Here is a 15,924-nt window from a genome sequence, read left to right on the forward strand (position 1 = left end):
GCCTGCGCGGCGGGGGCCCGGCCGGGTCGCGCGAAGATCATTCGCGCGTCCCGCCGGGCATGACGCTTGGTGTTACTCGGCCGCCTCGGCCGGGGGCGGCACGCCCAGCTTGGAGTTGTGCAGGTCGACGTTGAGGCCGAGCGAGCGCATTTCCTTCACGAGCACGTTGAACGATTCCGGAATACCGGCCTCGAACGTGTCGTCGCCGCGCACGATCGCTTCGTACACCTTGGTGCGGCCGGCGACGTCGTCGGACTTCACCGTCAGCATTTCCTGCAGCGTGTAGGCGGCGCCGTAGGCTTCGAGCGCCCACACTTCCATTTCGCCGAAGCGCTGGCCGCCGAACTGCGCCTTGCCGCCCAGCGGTTGCTGGGTGACGAGCGAGTACGGACCGATCGACCGGGCGTGGATCTTGTCGTCCACGAGGTGATGCAGCTTCAGCATGTAGATGTAGCCGACCGTGACCTTGCGATCGAACTCGTCGCCGGTGCGGCCGTCATAGACGGTCGACTGGCCGGAGGCGTCGAAGCCCGCGAGCTTCAGCATCTCCTCGATGTCCGCTTCCTTGGCGCCGTCGAACACCGGAGTGGCGATCGGGACACCATGGCTGAGGTTACGGCCGAGCTCGATCAGTTCGCCGTCGTTGAGCGACTTGATGGTCTCGTCGTCGCCGTAGATCTTCTTCAGGGTCTCGCGCAGCGGCTTGAGATCCTGCCTCTGATAATAGGCGTCGATGGTCTGGCCGATCTTCTTGCCCATGCCGGCGCAGGCCCAGCCGAGATGGGTCTCGAGGATCTGACCGACGTTCATGCGGCTCGGCACGCCGAGCGGATTCAGCACGATGTCGGCATGGGTGCCGTCTTCGAGGAACGGCATGTCCTCGATCGGCACGATCTTCGACACCACGCCCTTGTTGCCGTGGCGGCCGGCCATCTTGTCGCCCGGCTGGATCTTGCGCTTCACCGCGACGAAGACCTTGACCATCTTCATCACGCCGGGCGGCAGTTCGTCGCCGCGCTGCAGCTTCTCGACCTTGTCGAGGAAGCGCTGTTCGAGGCCCTTCTTCGACTCGTCGTACTGCTTCCGCATGGCCTCGATCTCGGCCATCAGCTTGTCGTTCGGCGCGGCGAACAGCCACCACTGCGACTTCGGATATTCCTCGAGCACCGCGCGGGTGATCTTGGTGTCCTTCTTGAAACCCTTCGGGCCGGAGACGCCCTGACGGTTATCGAGCAGGTCGGCGAGACGGCCGTAGACGTTACGGTCCAGAATCGCCTGCTCGTCGTCGCGGTCCTTGGCGAGGCGTTCGATTTCTTCCCGCTCGATCGCCAGCGCACGCTCGTCCTTGTCGACGCCGTGGCGGTTGAAGACGCGGACTTCGACGATGGTGCCCTGCACGCCGGGCGGCACCCGCAGCGAGGTGTCGCGAACGTCCGAGGCCTTTTCGCCGAAGATGGCGCGTAGAAGCTTTTCTTCCGGCGTCATCGGGCTTTCGCCCTTCGGCGTGATCTTGCCGACCAGGATGTCGCCGGCGCGGACTTCGGCGCCGATATAGACGATGCCGGCTTCGTCGAGGTTTTTCAGCGCTTCTTCCGAGACGTTCGGAATGTCGCGGGTGATTTCCTCAGGGCCCAGCTTGGTGTCGCGGGCCATCACTTCGAATTCCTCGATGTGGATCGAGGTGAAGACGTCTTCCTTCACGATCCGCTCGGAGAGCAGGATCGAGTCTTCAAAGTTGTAGCCGTTCCACGGCATGAACGCGACCAGCACGTTGCGGCCGAGCGCGAGTTCGCCGAGGTCGGTCGACGGACCGTCCGCGATGATGTCACCCTTGGCGACGCTGTCGCCCACCTTCACCAGCGGGCGCTGGTTGATGCAGGTCGACTGGTTGGAGCGCTGGTACTTCATCAGCCGGTAGATATCGACGCCCGACTTGGTCGGATCGAGGTCTTCGGTAGCGCGGATGACGATACGCGTGGCGTCGATCTGGTCGATCACGCCGGTGCGGCGCGCGGCGATCGCCGCGCCGGAGTCGCGGGCGACCACGCCTTCCATGCCGGTGCCGACGAACGGCGCCTCAGCGCGAACCAGCGGCACCGCCTGGCGCTGCATGTTCGAGCCCATCAGCGCGCGGTTGGCGTCGTCGTTCTCGAGGAACGGGATCAGCGCCGCGGCGACCGAAACGAGCTGCTTCGGCGACACGTCCATGTAGTCGACCTGGTCGGCCGGGATCAGCACGACGTCACGCGTGCCGCCAGCGCGGCAGACGATGAGATCATCGGTGAAGCGGCCCTTGGCGTCGAGCGAGATGTTGGCCTGGGCCACCGCGTAGCGACCCTCTTCCATCGCCGAGAGGTAGACCACCTCGTCGGTGACGTGGCCTTCTTTGACCTTCCGGTAGGGCGTCTCGACGAAGCCATACTTGTTGACGCGGGCGAAGGTCGCCAGCGAGTTGATCAGACCGATGTTCGGGCCTTCCGGCGTCTCGATCGGGCAGATCCGACCGTAGTGGGTCGGATGCACGTCGCGGACTTCGAAGCCGGCGCGCTCGCGGGTCAGACCGCCCGGGCCAAGCGCCGAAAGACGGCGCTTGTGGGTGATCTCCGACAGCGGGTTGGTCTGGTCCATGAACTGCGACAGCTGCGACGAACCGAAGAACTCGCGCACCGCAGCGGCCGCCGGCTTGGCGTTGATCAGGTCCTGCGGCATCACCGTGTCGATATCGACCGACGACATCCGCTCCTTGATCGCGCGCTCCATGCGGAGCAGGCCGATGCGGTACTGGTTCTCCATCAGCTCGCCGACCGAGCGCACCCGGCGGTTGCCGAGATGGTCGATGTCGTCGATCTCGCCCTTGCCGTCCCGCAGGCCGACCAGGGTCTTGATCACGGCGAGGATGTCTTCCTTGCGCAGCGTGCGATGGGTATCGGGCGCGTCGAGGTCGAGGCGCATGTTCATCTTGACGCGGCCGACCGCGGACAGGTCGTAGCGCTCGCTATCGAAGAACAGCGACTGGAACATGTTCTGCGCGGAGTCGAGCGTCGGCGGCTCGCCCGGGCGCATCACCCGGTAGATGTCGAACAGCGCATCCTCGCGCGTCATGTTCTTGTCGGCGGAGAGCGTGTTGCGGATGTAGGGACCGATATTGACGTGGTCGATGTCGAGGAGCGGCAGCTCCTTGTAGCCCTCTTCGTTCAGCGCCTTCAGCGACTTCTCGGTGATTTCCTCACCGGCTTCCGCATAGATCTCGCCGGTCTTCGGGTTGACCAGATCTTCGGCGAGATAGTTGCCGACCAGTTCCTCGTCGGACAGCCGCAGCGCCTTGAGGCCCTTTTCCTGCAACTGGCGCGCCGCGCGCACGGTCAGCTTCTTGCCGGCCTCGAGCACGACCTTGCCGGTGTCGGCGTCGATCAGGTCGTTGACAGTCGAGTAGCCACGGAAGCGGTTGGCGTCGAACGGCACGCGCCAGCCTTCCTTGATCCGCTTGTAGAGAATCTTCTTGTAGAAGGTCGACAGGATCTCTTCGCCGTCGAGCCCGAGCGCGAACATCAGCGACGTCACCGGAATCTTGCGGCGACGGTCGATACGCGCGAACACGATGTCCTTGGCGTCGAACTCGATGTCGAGCCAGGAGCCGCGATAGGGGATGACGCGGGCGGCGAACAGCAGCTTGCCCGACGAATGGGTCTTGCCCTTGTCGTGATCGAAGAACACGCCCGGCGAACGGTGCATCTGCGAGACGATGACGCGCTCGGTGCCGTTGACCACGAAGGTGCCGTTCATCGTCATGAGCGGAATATCGCCCATGTAGACGTCCTGCTCCTTGATGTCCTTGACCGAACGGGCGCCGGTTTCCTCGTCGATATCGAACACGATGAGGCGCAGCGTCACCTTCAGCGGCGCGGCGTAGGTCATGCCGCGCTGGCGGCACTCGTCGACGTCGTATTTCGGCGGCTCGAATTCGTAACGAACGAATTCCAGCATCGAGGCGTTGGAGAAGTCCGAGATCGGAAACACCGACCGGAAGACCGCCTGCAAGCCCTCGTCATCCCGACCTCCGGGAGGTTCGGCGACCATCAGGAACTGGTCGTAAGACGCCTTTTGAACCTCGATGAGGTTCGGCATCTCGGCGACTTCCCGAATGTGACCGAAGAACTTGCGAACGCGTTTGCGACCGGTGAACGTCTGCTGCGCCATCGTGGCCTCTCATGTCGTCGCCCGGCGGGGCGAACCTTCCGAAGCGCGATCCGCATCGCCCCCGGGTTGAATTACCGCACATCCGAAATTCAGAAGCCGAATGTCAGGAACTAAATCCTAAATCCGCACAACACCAATTCCGAACGCAAAACGACGTGCGGGGCGCTAGACGCACCCGCCCGTCAAAACCATCTCGTCACAGACCGAAAAAGCCCGAAATTGCTTATTCTCCTGAAGGCTGCGCGGAATGTTACCATGTCCATCGCGCCTGCGCTTTCGTGCTACCGCACCAATATGGGACGTCAATGTGGTGATTCGAGGGGTTATCCCTCTCCTCCCCACACAATCCTGTGACGGTCGTCCAAGGCCGATGGATCCCATCGCCCCCCACCGCCGCGACCGGGGCCGGCGAACCGGCCCCAACCGCATCGCACCGAACCCGGGCGAACCCGGGCTCGGGAAAGCCTGACGGCTTACTTGAGCTCGACCTTGGCGCCAGCCTTCTCGAGCTGGGCCTTGAGCTTGTCGGCCTCGTCCTTGTTGACGCCTTCCTTGATCGGCTTCGGGGCGCCTTCGACCAGGTCCTTGGCTTCCTTGAGGCCCAGACCGGTGATCGCGCGCACTTCCTTGATCACTTCGATCTTCTTGTCGCCGGCGGAGGCAAGCACGACGGTGAACTCGGTCTTCTCCTCGACGGCGGCGGCAGCGGCGCCCGGAGCAGCGGCAACAGCCACGGCGGCGGCGGCGGACACGCCCCACTTTTCTTCGAGGAGCTTGGCGAGCTCGGCGGCTTCGAGCACGGTGAGGCTCGAGAGGTCGTCAACAATCTTCTGCAGATCAGCCATTGAATCAGTTCCTTACGGGTATCAGTTCGAACCAGGGTTGAATGAGATTGAAGCGTCAGGCCGCTTCGCTTTTGGAGGCATAGGCCTGAACCACGCGCGCGACCTTGGCCGCGGGAGCTGTGGTGAGCTGCGCAATCTTGGTGGCCGGCGCGACCAGAAGGCCGACCAGCTTGCCACGCAGTTCATCGAGCGACGGCAGCGAGGCCAGAGCCTTCACACCGTCGACGTTCAGGACAGTTTTGCCCATCGAACCGCCGAGGATGACGAACTTCTCGTTCGCCTTGGCGAATTCGACGGCAACTTTCGGCGCCGCCACAGGATCGCTCGAAGTCGCGATCACGGTCGGCCCCTTCAACAGGGAGCCGATTGCAACGACGTCGGTGCCTTCAAGAGCAATTTTGGCGAGACGGTTTTTCGAGACCTTCACCGAGGCGCCCGCCTGCTTCATCTGCGAACGCAGCTTCTGCATCTGGGCCACGGTGAGGCCGGAATAATGAGCGACGACCGCGACGCTGGTGGTCTGGAACAGACCATTCAGCGATTCGACCGCCTCTTTTTTTGCCGCTCTTTCCACAGCAAGCTCTCTCCGGTTGGCGGTCTCTGCGAACAGGACCGCCGGGTTGCACCCACCGTCCTACCCCTACCTGACCTCAAGACACACAGTCTTCAGACACCAAGGGCAAGACGATCTTGAACAGCCTGCCCTCCCGAGCGGACGCCGGCCGAAGCCATTGCCCTCGCGGGGTGTCGAGGTTCGAACCCTATCCGTGCCCACCGCAAGCGGCAGGACACAAAATCCGGTCTTCACCCGTCTATGCAGGCCATGCGATTAAGCCTCTGAAGAAACACGATGTTTCAACGTCAGCGCCTGCAGTCTTGGACAGGACCGAAGTCGGTCGGAAAGAAGCCCGGCGAACCGGAACAACCATCCTGCGACTCCCGCCCACATTCCCCGAAACGACGGTCTTCCTTTCCTTCGAGCGATCCTGAGATGGACGACTTGAAGGATTGGTCTCCTATCGATACCGGTGATCGGAATGCGCGCAGAGGCGCGCTAGCTACGGCCAGCACGCCCGGAAGGAACTCTTTAACGAGTCTTACCGCGCTTGCCAAGGCCGTTTTCGGCCAACCGGCATCTTTTATGCAGGGCGGGTGTAAGACCCGAGCAAGGCGCGAGTTATGCCTTGCCGGCTGCAGCAAGCCACGCAGCCAGCGGCGCGAATAGCGACGCCCTGGAAGAAATCCCGTTCTGCCCAGTCCCGGGCGTTGCGTTTCGGCTGCAGCCAGTCGCCTCAACGCTTGACCAGATATGGCAACGGCTTGCCTGCAAAAAACGCCGCCAGATTGGCGATCACGCAATCCTGCATCGCCACATGGGCTTCCAAAGTGTGGCCGCCGATATGCGGCGTCAGCACCACGTTGGGGAACTCGCTGAGCGCGTCCGGCGCATAGGGCTCCCGCTCGAACACGTCGAGCCCTGCGCCTGCGATGGTCTTGTCGGCCAGCGCCGCGATCAGCGCCGGCTGATCGATCACCGAGCCGCGCGAGATGTTGACCAGCACGCCGTCCGCGCCGAGCCGCTTCAGCATCGCCGCGTCGATGATGCGCTCCGTGTCCGGACCGGCGCGGACCGCGATCAGCAGCACGTCGCACCACTCGACCAGTTCGCCCAAGCTGCCGACATAGCGATACGGCACGTCGTGGCGGCTGCGGCTGTGATACGCGACGTCGGTCTCGAACGCGGCGACGCGCGCCGCGATCTTGCGGCCGATCTCGCCCATGCCGTAGACGCCGACCCGGGCATTGGTCAGTCCGCGCGGCGGCCGCAGCAGCGGCGACGGCCGCGCGCCCGACCATCCACCGCCGCGCAGATAAGCGTCGGCGGGCAACAGCCGCCGCATCAGCCCGAGCAGCAGCGTCATCGCCAGATCGGCGACCGCGGAGGCGTTCGCCGCCGGGCTGTTGCCGATTGCGATCTTCCGTTCGGCCGCGGCGTCGAGATCGACGCCGTCATAGCCGGTGCCGTAGCAGACGATGGCCCCGAGCGACGGCAGCGCGTCGAGCGTTTCCCGGCCGAGCGGCTGAGCGCCCATGGTGAGCAGCGCGCGGACGTCGGCGAGCTCGGCGGCACTGAAGACTTCGTTCGCGGGCTTGCCGCCGGTCTCGAGCAGTTCGAACTTTTCGGCGAACCGCGCCAGCATCGACTTCGCGAATCGCGAAAACACCAGAACCTTGTCCGCCATGCTGCGGTCCTTCCTTTTTGGTTTCTTGATTTTGGAAGCAAAAACAAAGGGGCGGACGGGTTTGCCCCATCCGCCCCTGGTTTGCCTCAACGTCTCCGCAAGGCGACAACGAGCTTAGTGGATCGAGCCCGGCTCGACCTTGACGCCCGGGCCCATGCTCGACGACACCGCGACGCGCTGGATGTAGGTGCCCTTGGCGCCGGTCGGCTTGGCCTTGGTGACCGCGTCCGCGAGCGCCTTGATGTTCTCGACCAGCTTCTCCTCGGTGAACGAGGCCTTGCCGACGCCGGCCTGCACGATGCCGGCCTTCTCGACGCGGAACTCGACCGAGCCGCCCTTGGCGCCCTTGACCGCACCGGCGACGTCCATCGTCACCGTACCGATCTTCGGGTTCGGCATCATGCCGCGCGGACCGAGCACCTTACCGAGACGGCCGACCAGCGGCATCATGTCGGGGGTGGCGATGCAGCGGTCGAAGTTGATGTTGCCGCCCTGGACCTGCTCGACAAGGTCCTCGGCGCCGACGACGTCAGCGCCTGCCGCCTTGGCTTCGTCGGCCTTGGCGCCGCGCGCGAACACGCCGACCCGCAAGGTACGGCCGGTGCCGTTCGGCAGCATCACCACGCCGCGGACCATCTGGTCGGCGTGACGCGGATCAACGCCGAGATTGAGCGCGACTTCGATCGTTTCGTCGAACTTCGAGGTCGCGCGCTCCTTCACCATCTTCACCGCTTCGTCGAGCGGATACAGCTTGGTGCGATCGACACCCTCGCGGGCCTTCTTCAAACGCTTACCGATTGCCATGTCCGTTACCCCTCAACCTGAAGGCCCATCGAACGGGCGGAGCCCTCGACCATACGCATGGCCGAATCGATGGAGTCGCAGTTCAGATCCTTCATCTTCTTCTCGGCGATCTCGCGCACCTGCGCCGAGGTCACCTTGCCGGCCGAATCGCGGCCCGGCAGCTTCGATCCGGACTGGATCTTGGCCGCCTGCTTCAGGAAGAAGGACATCGGAGGGGTCTTCAACTCGAAGGTGAACGAACGATCGGCGTAGATCGTGATCACCACCGGAATCGGGGTGTTCTTCTCTTCCTTCTGAGTCTGCGCGTTGAACGCCTTGCAGAACTCCATGATGTTGAGGCCGCGCTGACCAAGCGCGGGACCGATCGGGGGCGAAGGATTCGCCGCACCGGCCGGCACCTGCAACTTCAGGTATCCGGTCACTTTCTTTGCCATCTACAACTCCTGTTGCCGGCGCATACCGGCGGTTTCAGGTTTCGTGGTGGGGCGCATTCCGATGACTGGCGATCACCGGCACGCCTCCCACGTCGCTTCTGAGCAAGGCCTTGGCCCCACCCTCTTCCGTCATGCCCGGACTTGATCCGGGCACCCATCCGTCTTTGCAAGACTGTTTGCGAAGAGGATGGATTGCCGGGGCATAGGCGTTCTTTAGAACGCCGTTCTTCGAACGGCTATGCCCGGCAATGACGACAACCGATCAGACCTTCTCGACCTGACCGAATTCCAGTTCCACCGGCGTTGCGCGGCCGAAGATCGACACCGCGACCTTGACGCGCGAACGGGCCTCGTCGATTTCCTCGACCACGCCGGAGAACGACGCGAACGGGCCGTCGGCGACGCGGACGTTCTCGCCGATTTCGAACGACACCGAGGGCTTCGGACGTTCAACGCCTTCCTGCACCTGATGCAGGATGCGCATCGCCTCGGATTCCGAGATCGGCATCGGCTTGTTCTCGGCGCCGAGGAATCCGGTGACCTTCGGGGTGTTCTTGATCAGATGAAACGCTTCGTCGGTGAGGTTCATCTTCACCAGGACGTAGCCCGGGAAGAATTTGCGCTCGGCGTCGACCTTGCGACCGCGGCGGACCTCGGTGACCTTCTCGGTCGGCACCAGCACCTGCTCGAACAGGTCCTCCAGGCCGCGCTGCTTGGCCTGCTCCCGAATCGATTCGGAGACCTTCTTTTCAAAGTTCGAATAGGCGTGGACGATGTACCAGCGCATGCTCATGTTGAGGGGCCTGCCATTAAACGCCGAGCACGAAGGTGATCAGAACCCTGATCACCTGGTCGGCGACGAAGAAGAAGATCGAGGCGAGCGCCACCATCACGAACACCATGATCGTGGTGATGGTGACCTCGCGGCGCGAAGGCCAGGTCACCTTGGCGGTTTCGCTCCGCACTTCCTGCAGGAATTTGAACGGGCTGAAAGCCATCGTGTGATCCAGATCAGTCGAATGTGGTTGTTTCAGAAATCCGAACAGCCCTGTTGCGCCCAACCTGTGCCAAGGAACCCCTTCGCCAAGGATGAGCCGCCAACCGGGCCCTGTTTTCGGGAAATCAAAGCCGCGCCGGAAATCCGTCGAAGCGGGCCGGCAGCGAGTGACGCCTTTTATGGCGAGTCCGCTGAAACGTCAAGCTGGCCGGGCTCCGGGGCGTCCCGGAAAACACCTTCCGCGTCGCCGGGACGCGGACGGAAATCCAAGATATTACAATCGGCTGGCGGGATCTATCGAGGGTCGGCTGGCAGGAGTGGCAGGGCTCGAACCTGCGACCCCCGGTTTTGGAGACCGGTGCTCTACCAATTGAGCTACACTCCTACGCCGACGTCGCCGTCGGTTGGCGCGTTTGAAGCATAAGCAGTGCCCTGCTGGCAAGTGGGATACGCGCTAAGGCTTTGGTCTATGGGAGCGGCTGGGTCACTTTTTGGCTCGCACGCGGAACCAAAGCGCAGTCCTTGTTGGCGCCCGTGCCCGGCGCGTTCTCGAAGACGCAGCGCGTCGGCGGTTTTCCACAGACCCGATCCAGTTCCCTGAAGCCGACGCAGGTCCCCTCCGGCCCGCGATAGCCCGGACCGCCCTTGCAGCCGCAGCCCTTGCACGGCGGCCGATCGAGACAGGCCGCCGCGACCGGCGTCGCGAACCCTGCCCCGAAAAGCAGAAGGGCCGCGAGCGCGACAATTTGCGCTCGCGGCCCTCGCATTGCGGTGGCGATGGATCTTACTCGATGATCGAAGCGACGACGCCGGCGCCGACGGTGCGGCCGCCTTCGCGGATGGCGAAGCGCAGCTTCTCTTCCATCGCGATCGGCACGATCAGGTGCACTTCCATCGCGATGTTGTCGCCCGGCATCACCATCTCGGTGCCTTCCGGCAGATGAACCACACCGGTCACGTCGGTGGTGCGGAAGTAGAACTGCGGACGGTAGTTGGTGAAGAACGGAGTATGACGACCGCCCTCCTCCTTGGTCAGGATGTAGGCCTCGGCCTTGAACTTGGTGTGCGGCTTCACCGAACCCGGCTTGCACAGCACCTGGCCGCGCTCGACGTCCTCACGCTTGGTGCCGCGCAGCAGGCAGCCGATGTTGTCGCCGGCCTGGCCCTGATCGAGCAGCTTGCGGAACATTTCGACGCCGGTGCAGGTGGTCTTCTGCGTGTCGCGGATGCCGACGATCTCGATTTCCTCGCCGACCTTGACGATGCCGCGCTCGACGCGACCGGTCACCACGGTGCCGCGGCCCGAGATCGAGAACACGTCTTCCACCGGCATCAGGAACGGCTGGTCGATCGGACGCTCCGGCTGCGGAATGTAGGCGTCGACCGCCTTCATCAGCTCCAGGATCGCGTCATGGCCGAGCTTCGCATCCGAGTTCTCGAGCGCGGCGAGCGCCGAGCCCTTGACGATCGGAATGTCGTCGCCCGGGAAGTCGTACTTCGACAGCAGCTCGCGGACTTCCATCTCGACCAGCTCGAGCAGTTCCGGATCGTCGACCATGTCGCACTTGTTCAGGAACACCACCAGCGCAGGAACGCCGACCTGGCGCGCCAGAAGGATGTGCTCGCGGGTCTGCGGCATCGGGCCGTCAGCCGCCGAAACCACCAGGATCGCGCCGTCCATCTGCGCCGCACCGGTGATCATGTTCTTCACGTAGTCGGCGTGGCCGGGGCAGTCGACATGCGCGTAGTGGCGATTGGTCGTCTCGTACTCGACGTGAGCCGTCGAGATCGTGATGCCACGCGCCTTCTCTTCCGGCGCCTTGTCGATCTGGTCATACGCCGTGAACGTCGCGCCGCCCGTCTCCGCCAGAACCTTGGTGATCGCCGCCGTCAGCGACGTCTTGCCATGGTCGACGTGACCGATCGTCCCGATGTTGCAATGCGGCTTGTTTCGTTCAAACTTTGCTTTGGCCATCGATGTCCATCCTTGTCGGCGCAGCACACTATGCGGCGAAGCCCGCGGCTGGTTACTGCGGAAAAGCACCCTGTTCAAGCTGGAAGTTCTGGTCCAATCTCGCTGCGCCGTTTCGAGAAAGGCCGCATGGAAGCCATGTAAGGCCTCGTACGCAAAGATCAATCGGGAGACGCCATGACCGCGCACGCCGCCGCCAAACCCGCCCCAGCCGCGCAGACACCGCCGCTCGCACAGGCCAAGCCGGAGACGATCGGGCTGTCCTCCGCCCGCCTGCAGGCGATGTCCGACGCCTTCCAGCGCGAGATCGACAAGGGCAGCATTCCCGGCGTCACGGTGCTGGTGTCACGTCGCGGTCATATCGGCTGGTTCGAGGCGCTCGGCCGGCAGGCGCCCGGCCTGGAGGCGCCGATGCGTCGGGACAGCCTGTTCCGGATCTTCTCGATGACCAAGCCGATCGTCTCGGTCGGGATCATGCAGCTCGTCGAGGACGGCCACCTGCAGCTCGACGATCCGCTGCAGAAATTCATTCCGGAGTTCGAAAACACCAACGTCGGTGTCGTCGAGCAGGGAAAGCTCGATCTGGTGCCGCTGGTGCGGCCGATTACCATTCAGGATTTGCTCCGCCACACCTCCGGCATCACCTATGATCACGTCAGCGACGGCCCGATCCAGAAGATGTATCGCGAGTCCCGGGTCCGCAGCCGCAAGATCACCAACGAGGAGCACGCCAGCCTGATTGCAGCGATGCCGCTGGTGTGTCAGCCGGGCGCCGGGTGGAACTACAGCCGCTCCACCGACATTCTCGGGCGCGTCATCGAAGTCATCTCCGGCAAGACGCTCGGCGCGTTCCTGAACGAGCGGATTCTCGCGCCGCTGCAGATGGCCGAAACGGCGTTCCACACCGACGCCGCGAACAAGGGCCGTCTCGCCCAAGCCTTCCCGACCGATCCGTGGACCGGCGATCCGGTGGCGCTGTTCGACATGCTGGAGAAGCCGGCGATGGAATCCGGCGGCGGCGGGCTGGTATCGACCACGATGGACTACGCGCGATTCTGCCAGATGCTGCTGAGTGGCGGCTCGCTCGACGGCGCCCGCATCATCGGTCGCAAGACGCTGCAGTTGATGGCGAGCAATCACCTCGCCGCGCACATTCCGCCGGACAACTACATCCTGCCGCCGGGCCACGGCTTCGGGCTCGGCTTTGCGGTGCGCACCGAGCCGGGCATTGCGCCGTTCCCCGGCTCGGTCGGCCAGTTCTATTGGAGCGGCATCGCCGGGACGTTCTTCTGGATCGATCCGGCAGAGGACCTGTTCGCGGTGTTCATGTCGCAGGGCCCGGGCCAGCGCGAGTATTTTCGCACGCTGCTCCGCAATCTGGTGTACGCGGCGGTGGAGTGATTACTACGAGTTCGTCATTCCGGGGCGCTCGCGCAAGCGAGCGAACCCGGAATCCCGAGCTGTTCTGCGACGCTCCCCCCACAACTTCGGGATTCCGGGTCTGCGCGCCAGCGGCGCGCATCCCGGAATGACGTTGCGTGGCGAGGAGGAACGCCTCAGCTGATCGTCGCGCCGCCGTCGATCACCAATGTCTGGCCGGTCGTGAAGCTGCCCGCTGCGGAGGCGAGGAACACCGCGGCGCCGGCGATTTCGTCGGGTTCGCCGATCCGCTGCAGCGGCGAGCGCGCGGTCGAGGCCTTCAGCGTCTCGGGATTTTCCCAGAGCGCACGGGCGAAATCGGTCTTGATCAGGCCGGGCGCAATACAGTTCACACGGATGTTGTGCGGGCCGTATTCGCAGGCGAGGTTGCGCGCGAGCTGCATGTCGGCGGCCTTGGAGATGCAATAGGCGCCGATCACGGTGGAGCCCTTCAGGCCGCCGATCGAGGAGACGATGGTGATCGAGCCGTCCTTGCGCGCGATCATCTGTGGCGCGACGACGCTGATCAGCCAATGATTGGCGACGATGTTGTTGTCGAGAATCTTGCGGAACTGATCGTCGCTGATGTTCGCCTGCGGTCCATAATACGGGTTCGACGCCGCGTTGCAGACCAGCGCGTCGATCCTGCCGAACGCGGCCGTCGCTTCATTGGCGAGGCGCTCGAGATCCGTCTTGCTGGAGATGTTGGCGGCGATCGCCAGCGCGGTCCCTGCCCCGCGCTGATTGTTGATCGCCTTGGCGACCTCGTCGCAGGCGTCCTGCTTGCGCGACGAGATCACCACCTTGGCGCCGTGCTCGGCCATCCGCTCGGCGATGGCGCGGCCGATGCCGCGCGACGAGCCGGTGATCACCGCGACTTTTCCGGTCAGATCGAACAACGTCATGTGTTTCTCCCGATATGTTGGTGATTGATGGTGCGTCATTGCCAGCGGAGCGAAGCAATCCCGAGCGGCGTGCGCGGTGTCGACGGAGTGCGTCGTCGCCTCGCGGCTCGCAATGACGGCTAGGCGAGCTTGGTCGGGGTGGCGACTTCGGGTCCGGCCGGCTGATGCATCGCGGCGTGCGAGGCGTCGGCGATCCACGGCTGCTGATTGACCATCGGAATCCGCCAGCCCTCCTGGCCGTCGGAGGCCATGTGGTCGAGCCGCGTGATCGAACAATTGTCGACGGTGAAAGCGAGCCCGCGCTCCGGCTGATCGCGCAACGCCACGCCGATCGCCGCCTTGATCGTGCCGCCATGCGCGACCGCGACGATATCCTGGCCGGGATGCGCCGCGGTGATCCGCACGATCGCCCGCTTGGTGCGCTCGTAGAGATCCATGAAGCTCTCACCGTTCGGCGAGCGCTCGTCGATCGGCGCGAACCAGAAGGTCGAGAGATTGATCGGCAGATTGGCGAAGAACGCAACGCGGTTGGCACCCTGCCAGTCGCCGAGATGTTGCTCGTTCAGGTCGGCGTCGTGGGTGATCGTCGACGGCCGCGGAAAGCCGGCTGCGAAGATCGCGTCGGCGGTCATATGCGTGCGCTTCAGCTTGCTCGCGTACCACACCGCATTGCGCGGCAGCACCCGGCTGACAGCATCGAACACCACTCTGTCGCTGCAGTCGCAGTCGATATCGCTCTGGCCGTAGATATTGCCGCCGTCGCTGCGCACCGGCGCGTGCCGCACCCACCACCATCGCGTCGCGACGACGCCCGCAGGAACGGAGTGCTGGGCGACGAAGGGTTTTTCATCGGCGGAAGGCGGCGCGTTCGACATGCAGAAAATCCTTCATTCCCGTTTCAAGTCGCTGTACGTCAGAGCTCGCATCGCCTCAAGTCACTTGTGTGTCCGTGCGCGATGCGGACCGTTCAATCGATCGGCCGAATTCCGTCAAGCGGCAAACGCCGCACGATCATCAGGGAGCAACGCATGGGCCGCCTCGCAGGCAAATCCGTCATCATCACCGGCGCCGGCAGCGGCATCGGCCGCGCGGCCTCGCTGCTGTTCACGCAGGAAGGTGCAAGACTGATCGCGGTCGATCGCACCGACGGCGTGCACGAGACCGTCGAGCAGGTGCGCAAGGCCGGCGGCACGGCGGAAGCGGTGACGGCGGATGCGGGGTCGGAGGATGACGTCAAGGCGTTCATCGCGAAGGCGATCGCATCTTACGGCAAGCTCGATGCGATCTGGGCCAATGCCGGCGTCAGCGGCGGCCTGGTGCCGCTCGCCGACCAGACCGTCGAGCACTGGCAGGACATCCTGCGCATCAATCTGATCGGGCCGTTCCTCGCGATCAAATATGCGACGCCGCACCTGATCAAACAGGGCCATGGCGCCATTCTGTGCACGGCCTCCGTCGCGGGTCTGAAGAGCGGCGCGTCCGGCCACCCCTATGCGGCCTCCAAGGCCGGCGTCATCAGCCTGGTGCAGACCACCGCCTATTCGCTATCGGGCACCGGCGTGCGCATCAACGCGGTGTGTCCCGGCCTGATCGAGACCGGCATGACCAAACCGGTGTTCGACGGCGCCCGCGCCCGCGGCACCGACCACAAGATCGGCCAGCTCAACCCGCTGAAGCGCGCCGGCCAGCCGCACGAGCTCGCCACCATGGGCCTGTTCCTGCTCAGCGACGAGGCCTCCTACGTCCACGGCCAGGCGTTCCCGGTCGACGGCGGACTGACAGCCTCGATGCCCTATGCGGGCAAGCCGATCTGAGCGACGAACGCGCGCGTTGCGGATCGGCTCGCGCGCAAACGATCTTCAGATTTCAAACAGCCCCGTGATTGCAGACATGGGATCGCGTTTCCGCGGCGCATCTGCGCCCGGGCTTTGCGAGGTTCGTTCCGCCCTCTCGAACAAGAGGGCGTGCGGAACGCCGGACGCACGACGCGTCCGCGGCCTCGTGTGCATAGTAAAAAAGCACACGAGTTAGTCACCACGGTCACGCCGAACATCGTCCGGCGTTCCGCACGCGATGGTGTTAACGGCTTATGTCGTGCTCTCCCCGGC

The 15,924-nt window shown here is 64.1% G+C and carries 13 protein-coding genes and 1 tRNA gene; 2 read left to right on the top strand and 12 right to left on the bottom strand.

Translation table 11 applies throughout. The features are described 5' to 3' along the window. Positions 1–72: 72 nt before the first annotated feature. The 10 genes from rpoB to tuf all read right to left on the bottom strand — a co-directional run bounded on the left by rpoB (position 73) and on the right by tuf (position 11,495). Positions 73–4,197 carry a DNA-directed RNA polymerase subunit beta gene (gene rpoB, locus BMY71_RS17095; RefSeq protein WP_092685312.1) on the bottom strand — a complete coding sequence of 1,375 codons (4,125 nt, stop codon included), beginning with the start codon at positions 4,195–4,197 and terminating at the stop codon, positions 73–75. 473 nt (positions 4,198–4,670) lie between these two features. Next, the gene (gene rplL / locus BMY71_RS17100; protein WP_092685314.1) at positions 4,671–5,042 is read right to left on the bottom strand and encodes a 50S ribosomal protein L7/L12; all 372 of its coding nucleotides are present in this window, start codon (positions 5,040–5,042) and stop codon (positions 4,671–4,673) included. Between the two features lie 55 nt (positions 5,043–5,097). Continuing rightward, the gene (gene rplJ, locus BMY71_RS17105) at positions 5,098–5,616 is read right to left on the bottom strand and encodes a 50S ribosomal protein L10 (RefSeq protein WP_011503591.1); all 519 of its coding nucleotides are present in this window, start codon (positions 5,614–5,616) and stop codon (positions 5,098–5,100) included. A 718-nt stretch (positions 5,617–6,334) separates the two neighbouring features. Beyond that, positions 6,335–7,285: a 2-hydroxyacid dehydrogenase gene (locus tag BMY71_RS17110; protein ID WP_092685316.1), complete on the bottom strand. Its 951-nt coding sequence runs from the start codon at positions 7,283–7,285 to the stop codon at positions 6,335–6,337. Positions 7,286–7,399: 114 nt separating this feature from the next. Beyond that, the gene (rplA, locus tag BMY71_RS17115) at positions 7,400–8,089 is read right to left on the bottom strand and encodes a 50S ribosomal protein L1 (RefSeq protein WP_011503593.1); all 690 of its coding nucleotides are present in this window, start codon (positions 8,087–8,089) and stop codon (positions 7,400–7,402) included. Positions 8,090–8,094: 5 nt separating this feature from the next. Further along, entirely contained in the window at positions 8,095–8,523 is a 429-nt protein-coding gene (gene rplK / locus BMY71_RS17120) for a 50S ribosomal protein L11 (RefSeq protein WP_092685317.1), read from the bottom strand. Positions 8,524–8,785: 262 nt separating this feature from the next. Then, positions 8,786–9,316, bottom strand: a complete 531-nt coding sequence (gene nusG, locus BMY71_RS17125; protein WP_011503595.1) for a transcription termination/antitermination protein NusG — start codon at positions 9,314–9,316, stop codon at positions 8,786–8,788. Positions 9,317–9,332: 16 nt separating this feature from the next. Then, positions 9,333–9,521: a preprotein translocase subunit SecE gene (secE, locus tag BMY71_RS17130; RefSeq protein WP_011503596.1), complete on the bottom strand. Its 189-nt coding sequence runs from the start codon at positions 9,519–9,521 to the stop codon at positions 9,333–9,335. A gap of 308 nt (positions 9,522–9,829) precedes the next feature. Next, positions 9,830–9,905, bottom strand: a tRNA-Trp gene (locus tag BMY71_RS17135). A gap of 399 nt (positions 9,906–10,304) precedes the next feature. Then, the gene (gene tuf / locus BMY71_RS17145; protein ID WP_011503581.1) at positions 10,305–11,495 is read right to left on the bottom strand and encodes an elongation factor Tu; all 1,191 of its coding nucleotides are present in this window, start codon (positions 11,493–11,495) and stop codon (positions 10,305–10,307) included. Positions 11,496–11,669: 174 nt separating this feature from the next. Between tuf and BMY71_RS17150 the strand changes: the two genes are divergently transcribed. Then, the gene (locus BMY71_RS17150) at positions 11,670–12,893 is read left to right on the top strand and encodes a serine hydrolase domain-containing protein (protein WP_092685321.1); all 1,224 of its coding nucleotides are present in this window, start codon (positions 11,670–11,672) and stop codon (positions 12,891–12,893) included. Positions 12,894–13,048: 155 nt separating this feature from the next. Here the strand turns inward: BMY71_RS17150 and BMY71_RS17155 are convergent, their stop codons facing one another. Together BMY71_RS17155 and BMY71_RS17160 are read right to left on the bottom strand one after the other, a co-directional pair. Continuing rightward, positions 13,049–13,816 (bottom strand): SDR family NAD(P)-dependent oxidoreductase, encoded by a 768-nt coding sequence (locus tag BMY71_RS17155; RefSeq protein WP_011503599.1) that lies wholly within the window; start codon positions 13,814–13,816, stop codon positions 13,049–13,051. 119 nt (positions 13,817–13,935) lie between these two features. Next, the gene (locus BMY71_RS17160; protein ID WP_092685323.1) at positions 13,936–14,691 is read right to left on the bottom strand and encodes a histidine phosphatase family protein; all 756 of its coding nucleotides are present in this window, start codon (positions 14,689–14,691) and stop codon (positions 13,936–13,938) included. Between the two features lie 153 nt (positions 14,692–14,844). On the opposite strand from BMY71_RS17160, the gene BMY71_RS17165 reads away from it, so the two are divergent. Continuing rightward, a complete protein-coding gene (locus BMY71_RS17165; protein WP_092685352.1) occupies positions 14,845–15,630 on the top strand; it encodes an SDR family NAD(P)-dependent oxidoreductase in 786 nt (261 codons plus the stop codon). The last annotated feature ends 294 nt before the right edge of the window (positions 15,631–15,924 follow it).

Source organism: Rhodopseudomonas pseudopalustris, assembly GCF_900110435.1.
Lineage (GTDB): Bacteria > Pseudomonadota > Alphaproteobacteria > Rhizobiales > Xanthobacteraceae > Rhodopseudomonas > Rhodopseudomonas pseudopalustris.